This window comes from Verrucomicrobiia bacterium (assembly GCA_036268055.1).
In the GTDB taxonomy this organism is placed as follows: Bacteria; Verrucomicrobiota; Verrucomicrobiia; order Limisphaerales; family Pedosphaeraceae; genus DATAUW01.
Genome location: DATAUW010000018.1, coordinates 193,563 through 211,507 on the forward strand (window position 1 = coordinate 193,563; position 17,945 = coordinate 211,507).

Annotated in this window: 8 protein-coding genes; 5 read left to right on the plus strand and 3 right to left on the minus strand. The window is 55.0% G+C overall.

Going from position 1 to position 17,945, the window contains the following annotated elements; all coding sequences use genetic code 11:
* Nucleotides 1-32 precede the first annotated feature (32 nt).
* Nucleotides 33-914 carry an oxidoreductase gene (locus tag VH413_13445; protein HEX3799695.1) on the minus strand — a complete coding sequence of 294 codons (882 nt, stop codon included), beginning with the start codon at nt 912-914 and terminating at the stop codon, nt 33-35.
* Between the two features lie 505 nt (nt 915-1,419).
* Between VH413_13445 and VH413_13450 the strand changes: the two genes are divergently transcribed.
* The 4 genes from VH413_13450 (at nt 1,420) to VH413_13465 (ending at nt 10,845) form a co-directional block, all read left to right on the plus strand.
* Nucleotides 1,420-4,695, plus strand: coding sequence for a sugar-binding protein (locus VH413_13450; protein HEX3799696.1), 3,276 nt, complete (start codon nt 1,420-1,422; stop codon nt 4,693-4,695).
* A 19-nt stretch (nt 4,696-4,714) separates the two neighbouring features.
* On the plus strand, nt 4,715-5,794 hold the full coding sequence (locus tag VH413_13455) for a substrate-binding domain-containing protein (protein HEX3799697.1): 1,080 nt from the start codon (nt 4,715-4,717) through the stop codon (nt 5,792-5,794).
* 894 nt (nt 5,795-6,688) lie between these two features.
* Nucleotides 6,689-7,567, plus strand: a complete 879-nt coding sequence (locus tag VH413_13460) for a type II secretion system protein (protein HEX3799698.1) — start codon at nt 6,689-6,691, stop codon at nt 7,565-7,567.
* A 50-nt stretch (nt 7,568-7,617) separates the two neighbouring features.
* Nucleotides 7,618-10,845 carry a LamG-like jellyroll fold domain-containing protein gene (locus VH413_13465; GenBank protein ID HEX3799699.1) on the plus strand — a complete coding sequence of 1,076 codons (3,228 nt, stop codon included), beginning with the start codon at nt 7,618-7,620 and terminating at the stop codon, nt 10,843-10,845.
* A 402-nt stretch (nt 10,846-11,247) separates the two neighbouring features.
* Here the strand turns inward: VH413_13465 and VH413_13470 are convergent, their stop codons facing one another.
* Entirely contained in the window at nt 11,248-12,462 is a 1,215-nt protein-coding gene (locus VH413_13470) for an aminotransferase class V-fold PLP-dependent enzyme (GenBank protein HEX3799700.1), read from the minus strand.
* A 190-nt stretch (nt 12,463-12,652) separates the two neighbouring features.
* On the opposite strand from VH413_13470, the gene VH413_13475 reads away from it, so the two are divergent.
* On the plus strand, nt 12,653-16,195 hold the full coding sequence (locus VH413_13475; protein HEX3799701.1) for a protease pro-enzyme activation domain-containing protein: 3,543 nt from the start codon (nt 12,653-12,655) through the stop codon (nt 16,193-16,195).
* A 752-nt stretch (nt 16,196-16,947) separates the two neighbouring features.
* On the opposite strand, the gene VH413_13480 is transcribed toward VH413_13475, so the two are convergent.
* Nucleotides 16,948-17,859, minus strand: a complete 912-nt coding sequence (locus tag VH413_13480; GenBank protein HEX3799702.1) for a type II secretion system protein — start codon at nt 17,857-17,859, stop codon at nt 16,948-16,950.
* Nucleotides 17,860-17,945 lie beyond the last annotated feature (86 nt).

Consider the following 17,945-nt stretch of genomic DNA (forward strand, 5'->3'; position numbering starts at 1 on the left):
TGGTGTTTGGAAATCGCCGATGTTTATTTCCATCAGGCTTTGCCGAGGACTTCCAAAACTGCGGCGTTAGGGACAGATGCTGTTACCCCGTCGAAGTCTGTTGATTGAGTTAGCGATGCCCAGCGATCCAACTCATCGAGACTTTGCTGGTAGCCACGGCGGCCCAGGGCCATCGCGTCATTGCCAAGTGGCAGTCGCAACGGCGGCATTGACCGGTTCGCGATCTGTAAAATGGCGGCGGCGCCTTTGCGGGGATCTCCCGGCTCATGTCCCGTGTGGGCTTCCATGTGTTTGCGCATGACACCGACGGTTGGGGCGTAAGCCGCGATGGGTGTGGCGTAGGCCATTGAGTTGCCCGCCCAATCGGTGCGGAACCCACCCGGTTCAACGATGGTGAGCTTAAGGCCCAACGGCTTGATCTCTTGCGCGAGCGATTCGCTGAAACCTTCCACGGCGAATTTCGCAGCGTTATAGCCCGACAAGCCGGGCACGCCGATGCGACCGCCGATGGATGTGATCTGAATGATATGTCCGTGGCCCTGACGACGAAGGATGGGAAGGGCCGCGCGCGTGACGTGGACGACGCCCCAGAAATTCGTGTCCATTTGGGCGGCGAATTCATCGGGCTTCATCTCTTCAAATGCGCCTGAGAAACCATATCCGGCATTGTTAACGAGAACGTCAATCCGGCCGAAAGCTTCGATGGCAAAGGCGACTGCTTTTTCCGCGTTCGTGGGCGAGGTGACGTCGAGCTTCACGGGGCGAATTTGTGAACCATAGCGTGCCACGAGATCGTCGAGTTGTTCGGGCCGACGGGCCGTGGCGATGACGCAATGACCGGCCTCAAGGACCGCTTCGGTAAGAGCACGGCCAAAGCCGCGCGAACTGCCAGTAATGAACCAGATGTTTTTCATATTCGTTTTTGTTTGTCATTCCCACCGGACCATCCGGCGGTATTGACACGAATAAACTACCTCAACCCGTCACGCATGTAACTAGCACGAGGCGCCAAATGACTCGCAGGATGCGCCAAATTTTTTTAGGAATATAAACCGGGCGGAAGCTAGTCTGTTTCGCGGACAGATTCGGCCTCTTGTCGCTTTAGAAGAATTCAGGAGTGGCCGGCCATGACGTCCACAAATTCACGGTAAGAATTAACGCTGACACGGAACGCTGTTTCAGCATTGAGGAAAAAGTCTTCCGAATCTGGCCAACTACTGGCAAAACTATCAGCAGAAGTGTAGTAAAGTGTTGGTTCTGGTAGTGAAAGTGTTTGCTTTCAACTATCTGTCACCGGCGGGTCGCGAGTTTGAGTTACACAAGCGCAGAGTGATTGCTCGCCAAAAGCAACTTGCCGGTGTTAGAGTATCGCGCGTGAATATTCGATACCTCTCAGGATTATTCTTTGGGATCTTGGTTATGGCTGCGTTTCCTTCTTCGGCGAGTGAACAGGCCGAGTGGCATAAAATGGAAACCATTGTGCCCAATGGTTATTTGTGCCGGCACATTGATCATCCGCTCACGATAGATGGTGACTTGAATAAAGCGGATTGGGCACAAGCCGCGTGGTCCAGCAATTTTGCAGATATTTCCGGCGCGGGCAAGGCGGCTCCGCGGTTCCACACGCGCGCGAAATTATTGTGGGACGAAAATTATCTTTATGTGGCCGCGCAGATCGAGGAGCCGCACGTGTGGGCGACCATCACGAATCATGACGAGGTGATTTTTCAAGATCCGGATTTCGAGGTCTTCATGGATCCCAAGGGCAGCACGCATAATTACTATGAGTTTGAAATGAACGCGCTAAACGCCGGTTGGGATTTGCGGCTCGACAAACCGTATATTGACGAGGGACGACCGCACAACGAATGGAATATTCCCGGCTTGAAAACTGCGGTCAAGGTGCAGGGCTCGATCAATAATCCGGCGGACGTGGATCAAGGTTGGACGGTGGAAATTGCGTTTCCGTGGAAAGTTCTCGGTGAATACGCGCGTCATCCGGGAGCGCCGAATGAAGGCGAACAGTGGCGAGTGAATTTTTCTCGCGTCGAATGGCAGATCTCCACGAACAACGGCATCTACAAAAAAATTCCCGGTGTGTCCGAGGATAATTGGGTTTGGTCACCCACGGGAGTTGTGGACATGCACCGACCGGAAATGTGGGGCCTGGTGCAATTCACGCGCGATTCAAAAAATAACGGCGATCCCGCTTTGGTTATTCCCGGTAAATTCGCCCGTGACGCGGCTTTGGATATCTATCATGCGCAACGGGATTTTTGGCGGGAGCATTCTCGCTGGGCGCAAAGCTTAAACGAACTTGGCTGGAAGACGAACAACTTGCCGGCGGGCGTGGAATCGCCGGAACTCACTCCCACGGCGGATGGCTACGTTTGCGCTGTGTCGTTTGGGGACACAACCAACCGGCACGTTTGGCGAGTGCGGCAGGATCGGTTGCTGGCATTGGACGAACCGTTGCCGCTCGAAACGGAAACATTCGTTACCCATGCTGGGGAAGTTCACGGCGATGCCGGGCGGCGTGCGGCGTGGTTCCTAGTGGACAATATGCCGATGCACGATCGCAGTTGGTTGAGTGAAGAATTTCTGATGACCAATCTCGACCTCGCGTTGCAGGCGCGCAAAGAATTTCCCTGGGCGCAAAAAATTCCCGAGACGATGTTCTTGAATGATGTTTTGCCTTACGCATCGCTCGACGAGCCTCGCGATGAGTGGCGCCCGAATTTTTACCACATGGCGACCAATTTGGTTCGCGATTGCAAAACGGCGACGGACGCCGCGCAAGTTCTGAACCGCGATTTGTTCAAGCTCATCAATGTTCATTACAACGTCACGCGCAAGCGCAACAATCAAAGCCCGGCGGAGTCCATCGCGCAGGGCAAGGCGACTTGCACCGGCCTCGCGATCATCCTCGTGGATGCCTGCCGCGCGGTGGGCGTGCCGGCGCGAATCGCGGGCGTCGCCCAGTGGGCGCAAAAGGAAGGCAATCATACGTGGGTGGAATTCTGGGACGGCGATTGGCATTTCCTGGGCGCGGATGAATACGACAAGGCAGGCCCGGACAAAGGTTGGTTCAACGGCGATGCCGCAGTGACCGTCGCGGGCACAAATTTTCTTAATCAGATTTATGCGACGAGTTGGCGGCACACCGGAACTTATTTTCCGATGTCGTGGGATTTGGATTCGCGCGAAGTTCCCGGAGTCAAGGTGTCTTCGCGATACGCGTCGCTCGTGCCGCCAGCGAACCCGGCTTTTAAAGTTGTGCACGTCCGGCTTCGCGAGCGGGATGGCCGATCGCGCGTCGTGAGCAAAGTCGAACTTCGTTCCGCGTCGGATGTTTTGATGTCCACTGAACAAACGCGTCCCGAAACCGCCGACCTCAATGACATGCCCGAATTCAAGTTGCCCGACGAAGCCGTAAGCGTCGCCTTTCGTTTTGTGCGCGGCGCGGAAGTTCGGGAAAAAATTATTCCCTGCGCCGCGTGCGCGAGGTCGCAGACCTTTGATCTCGCGTGGGAAAGTCTCGCGCCGGTGTCCACGAATATTCTGGTGGCTGAAGCGTGGCTGGAACATCCACTGACGGAGCGTGGAGCCGTGCCGGAATTGCAACTGACCCGCGCCGAATCACAACGACTTTCGATCTTCGCCTGGGAAATGGTCAAGCAAGCTGAAGCGAAGGACGCCCAGGTCGAATTGTCCGCCAAACAAATCACCATCGGCGATAATCATTTGAAATGGATGGAAAAAACTTTTGGCGACGCGCCCTTCGGCAAACGGACGTTGTGGATCACACTGCACGGAGGCGGGCAGGCGACCACCGAGGAAAATGATCGTAATTGGAAAGGCTACTGGGGACGATACGAATTCCCCGCCGGCAGCATCAACGTAGCTCCCCGCGCGCCGGTGGACGCGTGGAACATGTGGTTCGTCAAACCGGTGGATGACTTGTTCAACCGATTGATCGCGGACATGGTGACGCAACGCGGCGTGGATCCCAATCGTGTTTATTTGATCGGCTATTCCGCCGGCGGCGATGGAGTTTATGGACTGGCCCCGCGCATGGCGGATCGTTTCGCCGCGGCCACCATGTGTGCCGGGCATCCAAATCAGACGACGCCCGAAGGCCTGCGCAACCTGCCGTTTTTTCTCTACATGGGCGGCGAAGATTCAGCCTACAACCGCAACATCGTCGTCCGGGAATTCAGCGCAAAAATGGACGTGCTGCAAGCGAGCGACCCCTCGGGATATTTTCATCGCTGCACCGTTTATCCCGGCCTCTCCCACAACATGCAAAATCGCGAATCCGAGGCAATCCCGCGCATGGCCGCGCATTCGCGCGCAGTATGGCCTCAACGCGTTGTCTGGAAACAAGATGCAGATGTCGCGCACCGCCGTTTCTACTGGCTGGAGCATGCCACCGATCCCATTCAACCAAATCAAATTTTCGCTGCGCACGTTGACGGGCAAACCATTCAGATCGAACAGCCTGCGACCGGCGCCCTCGACCTGAGACTCTCGGACAATTTGGTAAATCTGGACGAACCCATCGAAGTGACCGCCGGTGGCCGAAAAATTTTTGAAGGCAAAGTTTCGCGTTCACTCGCCGCGATTGCCACATCGCTTGCCGAACGCGAAGACCCCGAAGGCATCGCGCCCGCCCAACTCCACGTGGCGTGGTAAAATTATTTGACCCGCACGCATGAAAAACCGGCCTGAACGAACCAGCCTGGTGCGCAAGACCGCCATTGCGCTGATGAAAGAAATCGAAGACGGCAGCCTTGCTGGAAACCTACCCGGCGAACTCCAGCTAAAAGAGCAACTGGCGATTGGCCGCGACACCTTGCGGCTGGCGTTGAAGCTCCTCGAAAAAGACGGCTGGCTCACCGCGCCGCGCCAGGGCCGGCGCCGTGCCGTCATCCCTCATCGCGTGGCGTCGCACAAAACCTCCGAGCAACTGCCCGTGACCTTTCTCTCGCCCTATGCGGTCGTGGACCGGATCGTTCTTCTCGAATTGGAAGACCTGCAATTACAACTCAGCGAGCAGGGGCGCAGCCTCCGGTTTCTGTCCTCGCGCCTCTTTCACCTCGCGAACCCGGAACATCAACTGGAACAACTCGTTCACGAACATCCGTCCGCCGCGTGGATCCTTTACATGAACAGCGAAGCGATGCAGCGCTGGTTCGAGAAAAAAGGCATTCCAACTTTCATTTACGGCAGCCCCTTTGCCGACGTGAAATTGCCCTATGTCGTCAACGATTGGGAAGCCGCCGCTTTTCACGCGGGAATCCAACTCGGACGAAACGGCCATCGCGTGGTCGCCTTGTTCCGCAGCGAACAAAATTATCCCGGCATGATCATGTGCGAAAAAGGCTTGCGGCGCGCCTTGGCGAGCCTCGAGCCCAAAGGACGCCTCTTGCTTTTCTATGACGATCAAACGCCTCAATCGGTGGCCCGTTCCCTCGATAATGCGTTCGCCTCCAAACAACAACCCAAGGCCTTGGTCTTCACCAGTTCATCCCAGGTGCTGACGTGTTTGTCGTGGCTGGTCTCTCGCGGCATTCGTTCACCGAATGATGTCTCGCTGGTTTCCCTGCCGAGCGATAGCTGGTTTGTCGAGTTGCATCCACCCTTGTGCCATTACCAATGCAATTCCCGGGTCTTCGCGCGCCATCTCGCCGTGCGCGTCATGGAGTTGATTGAAAGTGGCCGGGTAAGCCGCAAGTCCGTCCGCGTCCGCCTCGAATATGTTCCCGGCGCCACCATCGGCGCCGCGCTTTGACCATCTGAACAAGTATTGCTTTGTAGAAACCAAGGAATTCTCAATTTGTCCGGACGTGAAACTGAAGTGTGTTTGGGGGAGCGCACGCGTCCCGCGTGCAGTGTTTGGCGTCCCGCCAAACACATTTCCCATCTTTAATCTGACGTTTATCATGATCTCTACAAAACAAAGCGGGTCTCCAAACATCGCGACGCGTCTTCTCCCTCTCCGCCGCCGCCAGCGGGGGAGAGGGCCGGGGAGAGGTGGTCTTTGGTCTCTATAGAAAACACGGAATTCCCCATTCATTCGTGAGTGCAACCGAAGTAGGTTTTGGGGAGCGCACGCGTCCCGCGTGCGGTGTTTGGCGGGGCGCATCCGCGCACTGCCGAGATAAAACCCTGCAGCGCGGCCGCTCGCAGCCCCGCAGGGGCAACTGATATCCTGGCGCATGGTAGGGCTGCGCGGCAGCGCAGCCGTCCTGCCATTTGGGGGCAGTGTCAAGATGCGCCCTGTTTGGCGTCCCGCCAAACACATTTCTCGCCTTTATCTCTAATGTCATGATGCTTTCTACAGAGCAAACAAGTATCAACTTGTTTTATTTTAAAACAAGTTGTTTTTTTTTGAACGCGGATGAAAAAGGAGTAGCGTAACTTTATTGTGAATTTCTACTAACCAGCCGTTTCTAATCGTTCCGAAAACCTTTGGGTTTGCCGGATGGACTTTAGAGATCTCTGAACGGTTGGTGGTAAAAGTATTCTTTGCGGCAGAGACCTGCTTTCTAAGTCGTTGAATTGGCAGGCTGATGTAATATTGCAAAGTATCTCGCGATTTCATCATCGCGGGCCGCTATACGCTGTAGTTTCATATAAAATGAAAGTCCACTGTTTCATTCCACCTTCAGGTTGTAACCCGGTTATGAAGCCGACCACCCATAGCCGTCACGAAATGAGTATGCCTGCGGACGGAACTTCAAATTTTCAAAGCCCGAGCCGTAACTCATCATTTTTTCGCGGCCAGCGCTCCGCCTTTACCCTCATTGAGTTATTGGTAGTTATCGCGATTATCGCCATCCTGGCCGGGTTGCTGTTGCCCGCCCTCGCCAAGTCCAAGCAAAAAGCCCAGGCCATCCAGTGCATAAATAATTCCCGGCAAATGATTTTCGCCTTGCATATATATGCGGGCGATTTCGCAGACGGCCTCCCGAATAATATTGGCGGAGACACCAGCATGAACAGTTGGGTGTATGGCGAATTGTCTTGGTTAAACTCCAGTGACAATACGAATTGGGTCAAAATGCTTCAGGGCCAGATGGGCCGTTATACTCAAAACTACCAAATCTATCATTGTCCGGCCGATAAGAGCATCGCTCCCGGAATGACCGCTCCGCGCGTCAGAAGTATTTCCATGAACTTTGCGTTCGGGAATAAATCAACCACTTTGCCGGTCATCAAGACCTATGACGATACCTGGCCCAACTTTCTTAAAATGTCTGATGTGCGAAATCCGTCCCTGACTTGGGTGTTCAATGATGAGCATCCCGACAGCATTAATGATGGTTTTCAATGCACTCCCGATGCTGACGCCGAAACCAATGTTTGGGGTGATTTGCCGGCTTCCTATCATAATGGCGCTGCGGGTTATGCGTTTGCCGATGGTCACGCCGAAGTTCACAAGTGGGTCAACACCGCTAATACCGATCAGCCCGTCCGTCAATCCTCTTCGTACCTGCCGCTTACAGTAACTGGCGTTAGGGATGACATCATTTGGGTCGAAGCCAGAATTTCTCCGCCCTGACCACCAACCCAGTCTTTTCGGAAAGCCAACCAACCAGCACTCAGAAACCTATGCGAAAATACCTGTCAACCTGCCTATTGATAACCGCGCTCGCCGGCGGCGCGGCCAACGCCCAATACTCCAACGCCGTGGTAGCCTTAAGCCCCGTTGCTTATTGGCCTCTCAACGAAACCGTCCAGCCTCCCGCGGCCTTTGTCGCGACTAACTCGGGTGTGTTGGGAGCAAAAGCCAACGGCTACTATAATAATCCTTACTATCCCGTGGGCGACGGCACTTACGGCCAGCGAAATCTATTCAATGGACCGCAAACCGGCGTCACCAGTGATGGCGATGCCTCGGCTGGCTTTGCTGGCGGTGTAAACGCCAATGATAATAGCGGTTACCTGCTTATCCCGCAGATCAATGGCGACTTGAATGTCGGCAATGCCTTCACGGCGGAAATATGGGTGATGCCGGGAGGCGGAGATCCCAATGACACAACCGGCGGAAGTTTTTCCAGTTCAGAATGGGCCGGCTTGATCAAAATCGGCGGCGGTGGATTGTTTTACACGGAAAATGGTGACGCCTCCGGGAATACCTACGGCTTCACGCTTTCTATGGCCGGTGTGAATACTCTTGGTTTCCCGGTCGGCTGGTATGGCGGAGTGCCTTATACTGGTCCCATCCAATTGCAAACCAACGCCACCTGGGTCGTTGATTTCTTCGGCGGCAATAATGGCAACACGCCTTCGCTGGAGTTCGATGTTCCTTTCCTCGAACCGACGCCCACTTGGTTCCATCTCGTCGTTACCTATGATGGCACCAACGCCAATTTTTATACCAACGGCGTTCTGGCGGCCACCACGGTTCCCGGCACACCGCAATCCACCAATAGCGTCTGGGCAGCCAATCAGTCGCCGATCACCAGCGCCTCTGGCGCCTATCAGTTTGCTGCGGTAAACGGCAAAAATTTTGCGCCGGACACGATCAATCCTCTCTGCATCGGAAATATCAACGAGAGCTTTTCCATCATCAGTCAAGGCTTTCCCGCGGCGAACGCCATCGGCTTCAACTGCCAGGTGTTCAATGGTTCCGTAGATGAAGCGGCGGTTTACACGAACGCTTTATCCGCCGCCGCCATCGCCAAACATTATGCCGATGCCACGGCCTCGAACACGAACCTCTATAAAGCCGATGTTCTTAGCTCCAATCCCATCGTTTATTTGCGGTTTGATGAACCTGCTTATACAACGCCGGACAGCAGCACCTTCCCCATCGCCGCCAATTACGGAAGCATGGGCTCAGCGGGCCAGGGTCTGTATCAACCGGGAACCATTGCGGCAACGCCGGGCGCGCCCGTGGCTGGTTTCGGTGCTCAAAGCGTAGCTGTCGAAGTCAATGGCTTGGACGCTGCGGTGGATGTCGGGCAGGGGACTCTATCAGGTTCCCCCCTTGATCCGACGGGCACAACTCCCTTCTCAGTGGCGGCCTGGTTTCGCTCCAATCCCGCCGATTGCTACGGCCGGTTCCAGACCATGATCGGACGCGGTGATTCTGGCTGGCGCTTTTCGCTCGATAACAGCGGTCATACCCGCTGGAATCCCGGCGCGGGTCCTGAACTGAATAGCACGGTGAACTACAACGACGGAGCGTGGCATCAAATCGTCGGCGTATCCGACGGTTCTACCGCCACCATGTATGTTGACGGGCAAGTCGCGAGCACCCAGGGCGGAGTCGGAAATTTGGGAGGCACATTCCAGGATCTTCTGATTGGCGGTGCTCCGGACTATACCACCAGTGACCGGAACAGTTCCCAGCAGCGCTATTTCCCCGGCCAAATTGCTCAAGTGGCGTTTTTCCCCACCGCGCTTACCTCGGGCCAGGTGCAGACGCTTTATAATGCGGCTGACATCCTGCCGTTCATCACTCACGAACCTGTCGCCTCTATAACCATCGGTCAGGGCAGCAGCGGATCGCTCAGCGTCACGCCCGGCGGCACGGCTCCGTTTGGTTATCAATGGTTCCAGGGCAGCACCAAGCTATCGGAAGTTCCTGGAAATATCGTGGGTTCAACCAACCAGACTTTGGTCATCACCAACGCAATCTTGGCCAACGCCGGCAATTACAGCGTGGTGGTATCCAATGCTTATGGAGCCGTCACCAGCAGTATTACGGTCGTTACCATCAGCCAGCTTCCCACGATCCTCTCGCAGCCCACGCCCGCTTTTGCGACTAATTATGTCGGCAATCAGATCACGTACAGCGCGAATGTCGCCGGGGCCGCAACTTTGAAGTATCAATGGTATAACGGAACGAATGCCATTAGTGGCGCCACCGCCTCCAATCTGGTGGTTACCACCGTTGCGGGAACCAGCAAATACGATTTGGTCATCACTAACAGCGTCGGGGCAGTCACCAGCAGCGTAGTTACTCTGGTGGGTCAAACCTTTGTCCCGCCGCCTTCTGGATTCGTGGTGAACTTCGCGGTTCCGCAAAATAACGTCGCCACCAATGTCTATGTCGGCCAGGGCGCTTACAGCGATCCGGGCAATAACGTCTGGAACCCATTCCCGGCGGCTTCCGGCACGGCCACGGCTCCGGCCCTTTCTTCCACCAGTAACCAGACCTTGGTCACGGCAACCCTGACTTACGGCTTCAACAATGGCGCCACCGCCAATACCACTCAGGGCACGCCATCCTACCTGCTCGCGTTTGAGGATGCCGTCAATGCCGGCTCCCCCGGTATCGGCACTTCGTTGCAGCCGGAAGGCCAGATCCAGTTTAAAGGTCTCCCGCAAGGTTCTTATACGATCTATCTCTATGCGGGCAACTACGATGGCAACCGCGGTTCCATCTTTAGCATCAACCCCATCAATGGCGGCGTGGCCGACGGCGGCACGAACGATGCCGAAAACGGTTCCGTCATCGGCGGCAACGCCATCGCCAATGGCACTTGCACCTTCGCCGAAGGAGATAATTATGTCTTCTTCCGGGGAGTGACACCTGATCCCACCGGCCTCGTCACTGTGACTTATATCTCCGATACCAACGCGATCAGCGGTTTCTCCGGTGAAGCGCCGTTCGATGCCGCGCAAGTCATCGGCTCCACTGTGACTCATCCCACCCTGACCGTTCAGCCTTCAGGCACCAATGTCGTGATCACCTGGAGTCCAACCAGCAGCATCCTGCTCTCATCCACGAATGCCACCGGACCTTATGCGGTCGTGCCCGGCGCAACCTCCCCATATACGACTAATACCTTGAGCAAACAACTCTACTTCCGCGTGCACACGCCATAGTAAGTCGTCTTTCCAGGGCCGGTGATTGCATAAGCAATCACCGGCCTTTTTTATTTTCCCGGCTTGCCTTCGCCAATTACAATCCGGGCACGGAAGTGCGCAGCTTGACACTGTTCTGAAACGCAGGAGGCTGATTTTTATTCCCGGGGAGCGCACGCGCCCTCGCGTGCAGTGGTTGGCGCCCTCGCCAACCACATTTCCCATCTTTATTCTGATGTTATCATGATCTTACAAAACAAAGCGAGTTCCCAAACACTACGCCGCTTCTTCTTCCTCTCCGCCGCCGAAAGCGGGGGAGAGGTGGTCTTAGCAAAAAAACCGCCGCGAAAGTCAAAAGCCAGGCTGCTCTAGCCTCTTCCACTTCGCGAAGGCGAGGAAGATGAATACTTGGCTACCGAAACGCTACCCCAATTCCGCCGTCAATGCGTTGGCAAGAATTTTGTATTGCGGCAGCGAATTATATAACTGCGCGGAAATCCGCAACAGACGTTGAGGATGAACCGGCCACGGCATGAGCGGCACTTCGATGTGATGTTTGGTTCGCAGCGCGTGTTGCAAAGGATATTCGTCCAACGGCCACGGCGGCAGCGGCTCGGGCGGCGCAGCGGGCAGGGGAACGCATGCGAGTGAGCCAATAAACTCCGCGGGACAAGGCTCATTGACCTTCAAAGTTTCACAAAGAAGCTTTCGCGCCGCCAACGCCAATTCGCGATTGCGGGCCATGACCGCCGGCCAGCCGCCGGGCAAAGCCGCATCCATAAAACGAATCGCTTCCGGCACGCTCAAAGCGGCGGAAAAATCCGAAGTTCCCTGCCAGCAAAACTCGATCAGAAATCGCGACCGATCTTTGCGCCGCGAATTCGCGCCGTGACTGATCGTGAGCGGACGAATCTCTTCCCGTTTGTCCGGCCGCACATAGAGCAGGGCAACGCTTTTGGGCGCGCAAAGCCATTTGTGACAGTTACCCATATAATACGCCGCGCCCAGTTCCTGAAGTTTCAAGGGAACCATGCCCGGAGCATGCGCTCCGTCCACCAGCGTATCCACTCCGCGATTATTGAGTTCCTTTACAAGTTTGACAATGGGAAGAATGATTCCCGTCTGGCTCGTCACGTGGTCTATCAATACGAGGCGCGTACGCTTGGTCACCGCCTCCAAAATCGGAGTGATCAATTCATCCGCGCGAGAAAAAGGAAACGGAATGTTCACCACGACCACTCGCGCACCCGATCTTTCAGCGACGAAGTCCAGGGCATTGCGACTCGCATTATACTCCTGATTCGTCACGATAAGTTCATCCCCGGGACTAAACTTCAACGAGCGCAGAACCGTGTTCACCCCACTCGTGGCATTGGCCACAAAAACCACGTCTTCAACCGGTGCGCCAGCGAATTGAGCCATCGCCGCGCGGGCCGTGTCGAGCTGCGTTTCCAATTCGCGGACGAGAAATTGCATCGGCGATTTCTCCAGCCGCATCCGCCACTCGTTTTGCGCTTCCAATACCGGCTTCGGGCACGCCCCGAAAGCGCCGTGGTTCAAATAAATGATGTCCGGCGACAAAGCCCACAGGCCGGGATTTGCCGCGGGCAAATCAATGGATGGATAATCGTTCGACACCGGTTGAACTTAATCAGAAGCGCCCCAATGATAAATCACAAACGCATCCCAACTTGTTTTATTATCAAACAAGCGGTTTGAACTTCTTGAATTGCGTCGGAAATGATGGTTTAATGATAACTAGAACCAATGTTTCCGTTAAGCGCGCCGAACCAGCCGCCGCCATATTTTTTTGATCTTCAATACCTTTATGTCACGCAGATTTGTTTCCCCCTCTAGTCGCATCGAATGGTTGTTTCGCGGCTTCGCCATGGCGATGGTGTTTCTGTTTGTATCCGCCGCCATCGCCAGTGCCACCGACCTGAAAATAATTCCCGGCCATGTCCCCAAAGGTATGAATGGCGTCGCCGCCGTCTCCCATCTGCCTTCGACCAATCGGCTGCGCCTGGTCGTGGGATTGCCCCTGCGCAATCAGGCGTCGCTGGACAATTTATTGGTGGAACAACAAGACCCAACCAGCACAAATTTCCATCGCTGGCTGAAGCCCGAGGAATTCGCCCAACAATTTGGCCCCACCACCGAAGATTATGAAAAAGTGGTTCATTTTGCGGAATCCAACGGACTCGTGGTGGAAAGCCTCACTTCCAATCGCATGTTGGTGGACGTCCATGGCGAAGTCACTAATATCGAAAAAGCCTTTCATCTAGGTTTGCACGTTTACCCGCATCCAACCGAGAACCGAAATTTTTACGCCCCGGACACCGAACCCACCGTTGACGCCAGCGTTCCCATCCTCCACATCAGCGGCCTGGATAACTTCATCCTGCCGCATCGCTTCGGTGGAGGAATAAAACCCCTGGACACCAATCCAATCGTTGCCTACGCGACCGGTTCGTCCCCCGGCGGATTTTTCATGGGCAAGGATTTTCGCACCGCTTACGTCCCGGGCGTGACCAACACCGGCGCCGGCCAATACATCGCAGTCGTGGATGTCGGCGGCCCTTATTATTCAAAAGACGTTTACCTGTATGAGACCAACGCCGGCCTCTCAACCAACACCGTCGTCACAAACATCTTACTGTCCGGCTCGACCGGCATCCCCGTCGGCAACACCGCCAACGAAGGCGAACAAGTCCTCGACATTGACATGGCCATGTCCATGGCCCCCGACGCCACCATCTTGAACTACGAAGGCGAAGCCCACGACGTCTTCAACCGCATCGCCAGCGACAACCTCGCGAAACAAATCACCCTGTCCTACGGCTTTGGCATTGATGCCACCATCATCCAATATTTTCAACAGTTCGTCGCGCAAGGGCAGGCGTTCAGCCAGGCCTCCGGCGATGGTGGCGCGGATTTGGACGGCGGCACTGGGTTAACCGGCGTGCCCTACGCAACCATTGTCGGTGGCGTTTCCTTGACGACCTCTGGCGCGGGCGGCCCGTGGCAATCCGACATCACCTGGGGCGGCAGCGGCGGCGGCGTCAGCGGTTACGGCATTCCCACTTGGCAGCAAGGAGTAAGCATGGTTAGCAATCTCGGTTCAACGAACTTCCGCAACTACCCCGACGTCGCCATGCCTGCCATCAACATCTTCACCGTCTATGAAAATGGCACTCTCATCGGCGGAACCGGCGGCACCAGTGCCGCTTCGCCATTGTGGGCCGGATTCATGGCCTTGGTCAATCAACAGGCCGCATCGCTCGGTCAGACTTCTGTTGGCTCTCCTAACCCGGCGATCTACGCCATCGGCAGAGGACCTCTCGCCACTTACACGAAAGCCTTTCACGACATCACCAGTGGCAACACATTCAACAGCCAAAACCCAACCAAGTATCCGGCCGTTTCCGGTTACGATCTGGCGACCGGTTGGGGCTCGCCGACCGGCAGCAACACGATTAACGCGCTCGTCGGCACTGGCACGAATGACTTCACGTTTTATATCTTGCCGGGCGTTTTGAATATCGTGCCGGGCGGCACACTCGCCGCAACGATCCCGGTCACGCGACCAAATGGCTACAACGGCACTATCTCCTTCGCAATTTCCGGATTACCTACAGGTGTTACCGCGGTGTTCAATCCGGTGGCCACTACAAGTTCAAGTCTTCTGACCTTTTCAGTCGCGCAAACGGCGTTGCCCGGCACCAATTCGATCACTATCACCGGCACATCCGGCGTCTTGTCTCACACCGTCAAACTCAACCTCGCAATCGTGTCGCCGATTCCCGGGTCAACCCCGGTTAATCTCTCATCGCTTTACAATCGCGTGGGAATTTGGTCAGACGGGCGAACCTTCAGCGGCGGTGTGGACAATGTGGGATACGCTTTCTCCGCGAATTTGGTAAGCGCTTCGCCAAGCTGGAACGGCTTGGTTTTTAATCTTGGCCCAGCGAATGCCCTCGACGTGGTCAGTTGCAGTTCGCAAGTCGTCACGCTCCCCGCGGGAAATTTCACCTCGCTGAACATCCTTGGCACAGGTGTGGAAGGCACGCAAACCGCGCAGACCCTGACGGTGACTTATACGGATAATTCCACCACTAAGTTCACAAATAGCTGGAGTGACTGGGCCAACCCGCAACATTTCGCCAGTGAGACACAAGTGATCAACATGGCCTACCGCAACAATGGCAGCGGAAGCAAAGACCTTTTTACGTCGGTCAATCTTTACGGCCACAGCTTTGCGCTCGACGAAACCAAGATAGTAAAAACTGTCACGCTTCCCACCAATGCGAATGTCATCGTGGCAGGAATCGTACTGGCGAACGAACCGGCTGCTGTCTCGCTGGGTTTGTATTACAATCGCCCGGGCATGTATTCCGATGGCGTGACCTTTACCAATCCAGCTACAGGCGGGGCTGACGGTGGCGGAGCCGCTTATTCGGCGACGTTGCTGACTGGATCACAAATCTGGACGAATACGCCTTTTAATTTCGGCCCGGCCAACACCAACAATATTATCAGCACCGCCGGACAAACCATTCTTTTGCCCAAAGGCAATTACTCAATCCTGCGGATGATCGCCAGCGGCGTGCAAGGCAGCCAGGCTTCGCAGACTTTCACCGTGACCTACGCGGACGGCACGACCAACAGCTTCCTGCAAAGTCTGAGCGACTGGTTTTCGCCGCAAAACTTTTCCGGTGAATCGAAGGCCATAACCATGGGACATCGCAACAGCAGCAACGGCACGGCGGACAACCGGACGTTCTATTTCTATGGCTACTCGTTCAAGTTGAATAACGCCAAGGTGGTTCAAAGCTTGACACTGCCGAGCGATGCCAATGTCCTCGTTGCTGCCGTGAGCCTGGTTCCAAATTGGGCCCCGGCCTTCAAGGTGAATCCCTTTATAGAATCCGCAATCACCGCCGGACAAAGTTATTCCGCGACGATGGTCACAAATGCCAGCGACCTTAATGGCGACGCGCTCACCTATGCCAAGGTCAATGGCCCCAGTTGGTTAAATGTGGCCACTAGTGGTTTCCTCTCGGGCACGCCGCTCTCTTCACAGACTGGTAACAACACATTTCTTGTCAGCGTGATTGATTCCGGCGGGATGTCGAACACGGCCACGATGACCATCAATGTGCTTCCCGCGCCAGCCATCGTTTCCGGGTTCACGAGCAATACGAATGGCATCTCCATGAACTGGACTGGTGGCATTGGTCCTTTCCAGTTGCAGATGTCAACCAACCTGGCGCCGGGATCCTGGATAAACGTGGGCAGTCCAATTTCCTCAAATACTTTCATCATCCAACCCAACGGACCGGCGGCATTCTACAGAATCATGGGAAACTAGTACGAGAATAGAAGTGATACAACGATGCGCAGGGGCAACTGATATTCTAGCGCATGGTAGGGCTGCGCTGCCGCGCAGCCGTCCGAAGTCCCGCAGGGACGACCGAACTTAGCCCAGCAATTTATTGCTGGGATCTTATTCCGCTCTCAATCCAAGTCCCGCGAGGGACGAAAGAATTTTCCTCAGACGGTTGAGCTTTCACCTCAATTTTCCCCAGCAATCCCACTCGCCCAACGCTTCTCATTAACCATGTCGTCTTCAGTTGGGGGACCCTCGTCGAAAACAACTCATCTCTATATCGGGCGCAGCGAGGCGAGCCCAGGCGAGCATCATATTCTCACCGGTGCTTTCACTCTCCTCGTCAAAAGTTTCCTCCAGCAATTTGCTGGCTTGGATTCTTTTGAACCAAATCCCGCTGGGACAACTGATATTCTAGCGCATGGTAGGGCTGCGCTGCCGCGCAGCCGTCCGAAGTCCCGCAGGGTCGGCCAGGATTAGCCAGCCATTTAGGAGACTAAGAGTAAGTGCAATCGCAGACCAAGTCGCATCAGGGACGAAAGAAAATATTCTGCGCGCCGCAATTCGTGAACGAGAATTTTGCGGCAGGGTTCTTTCGTCCCTTGCGTCTCTGCTGGAACTGAAGTACCAAAAGCCTTTATCTGACGCTGCATCCTTTATGGATATCGTCTAATTAAAAAAGCCAAGCCGTATAAGGCTTGGCTTGTTCCAACGAAATTCAGGACTGCCAAAGGCTAATCGAGAGCTGAAGTCCGCTGCTGCATCCAGTTGACATCCACCGCACTATCATTTGCCTTTTGGCTGTGGTTACCGGTTCCGGTGTTGAGCAGGATGGTGCTGCCCTTCCACCGATGAATTTCAGAATGTCCATCGGCAAAGGAAAATCCTGCGCCACCGTTGTGCCAACTGGCGGGAAAATCTATGATGTCGGCCTGAGGACCGGTAGATTGCATTTGAACTGCAAACATGGCGTCATTGATGCTATAAGGATTTTCGTCGAGCAGTACAAAAAGCATGGAAGGTCCCGGGAGGTGTGTGTCAGAAATCTTTCCATACGTATGCCACGGAGCCGGGCAGCCATTACCGACATTCATGTCGGTCAGCCACTGCCCATTCACAGCACCACCGGGTGGCGAACACTTGAGCGCGATCGGGGTAGTCCCCACCGCCTGGCTCATGGAAATGCTCCGAACGCGATCGCCTTCGCCCGGAACCGTACTTTTATCCGCCGGGCAGTGGAAGACGCCAACAGATTTTATATAGGATGCGAGCATGCAACGGGTCGGATCCAGAAGCGCGTTGCTGTTGGTATTGTCAGGATTGGTTGCGGTAAAATCCTCGTTCATGTTGCACCATGAGGGAATTCCAGTCCCGGGAAAATTATAGGGCCAACTGTCAGCATTATCGCCGCCATACAAGTGAAAGCACATCATCACTTGCCGGGTATTGTTGATGCAATAGGTTGCTTGGGCTTTTTGTTTGGCTTTGGCCAGCGCCGGAAGCAGCAACCCCGCCAGAATCGCTATGATGGCGATGACCACCAGCAATTCAATCAGAGTGAAAGCGCCTCGCCGGCTGGCGGACTGGATTGGATAGGAGATTCGGTTATTTCGTTTCATACGTTTTTCAATAAGGGTTTTATGCATTTCCCTAGTTGTTCCCGTCCGAAGTAAGTTTGTTAATAAAACAAATTTTCAATTTTGAAATGGGGCCGGAGTGTTTATGCACTCCG

What these genes read in the sequence shown, in the direction of transcription:
- VH413_13445 (HEX3799695.1), bottom strand. Translation starts at nt 914, where the DNA reads ATGAAAAACATCTGGTTCATTACTGGCAGTTCGCGCGGCTTTGGCCGT.
- VH413_13450 (HEX3799696.1), top strand. Translation starts at nt 1,420, where the DNA reads ATGGCTGCGTTTCCTTCTTCGGCGAGTGAACAGGCCGAGTGGCATAAA.
- VH413_13455 (HEX3799697.1), top strand. Translation starts at nt 4,715, where the DNA reads ATGAAAAACCGGCCTGAACGAACCAGCCTGGTGCGCAAGACCGCCATT.
- VH413_13460 (HEX3799698.1), top strand. Translation starts at nt 6,689, where the DNA reads ATGAAGCCGACCACCCATAGCCGTCACGAAATGAGTATGCCTGCGGAC.
- VH413_13465 (HEX3799699.1), top strand. Translation starts at nt 7,618, where the DNA reads ATGCGAAAATACCTGTCAACCTGCCTATTGATAACCGCGCTCGCCGGC.
- VH413_13475 (HEX3799701.1), top strand. Translation starts at nt 12,653, where the DNA reads ATGTCACGCAGATTTGTTTCCCCCTCTAGTCGCATCGAATGGTTGTTT.
- VH413_13480 (HEX3799702.1), bottom strand. Translation starts at nt 17,859, where the DNA reads ATGCATAAAACCCTTATTGAAAAACGTATGAAACGAAATAACCGAATC.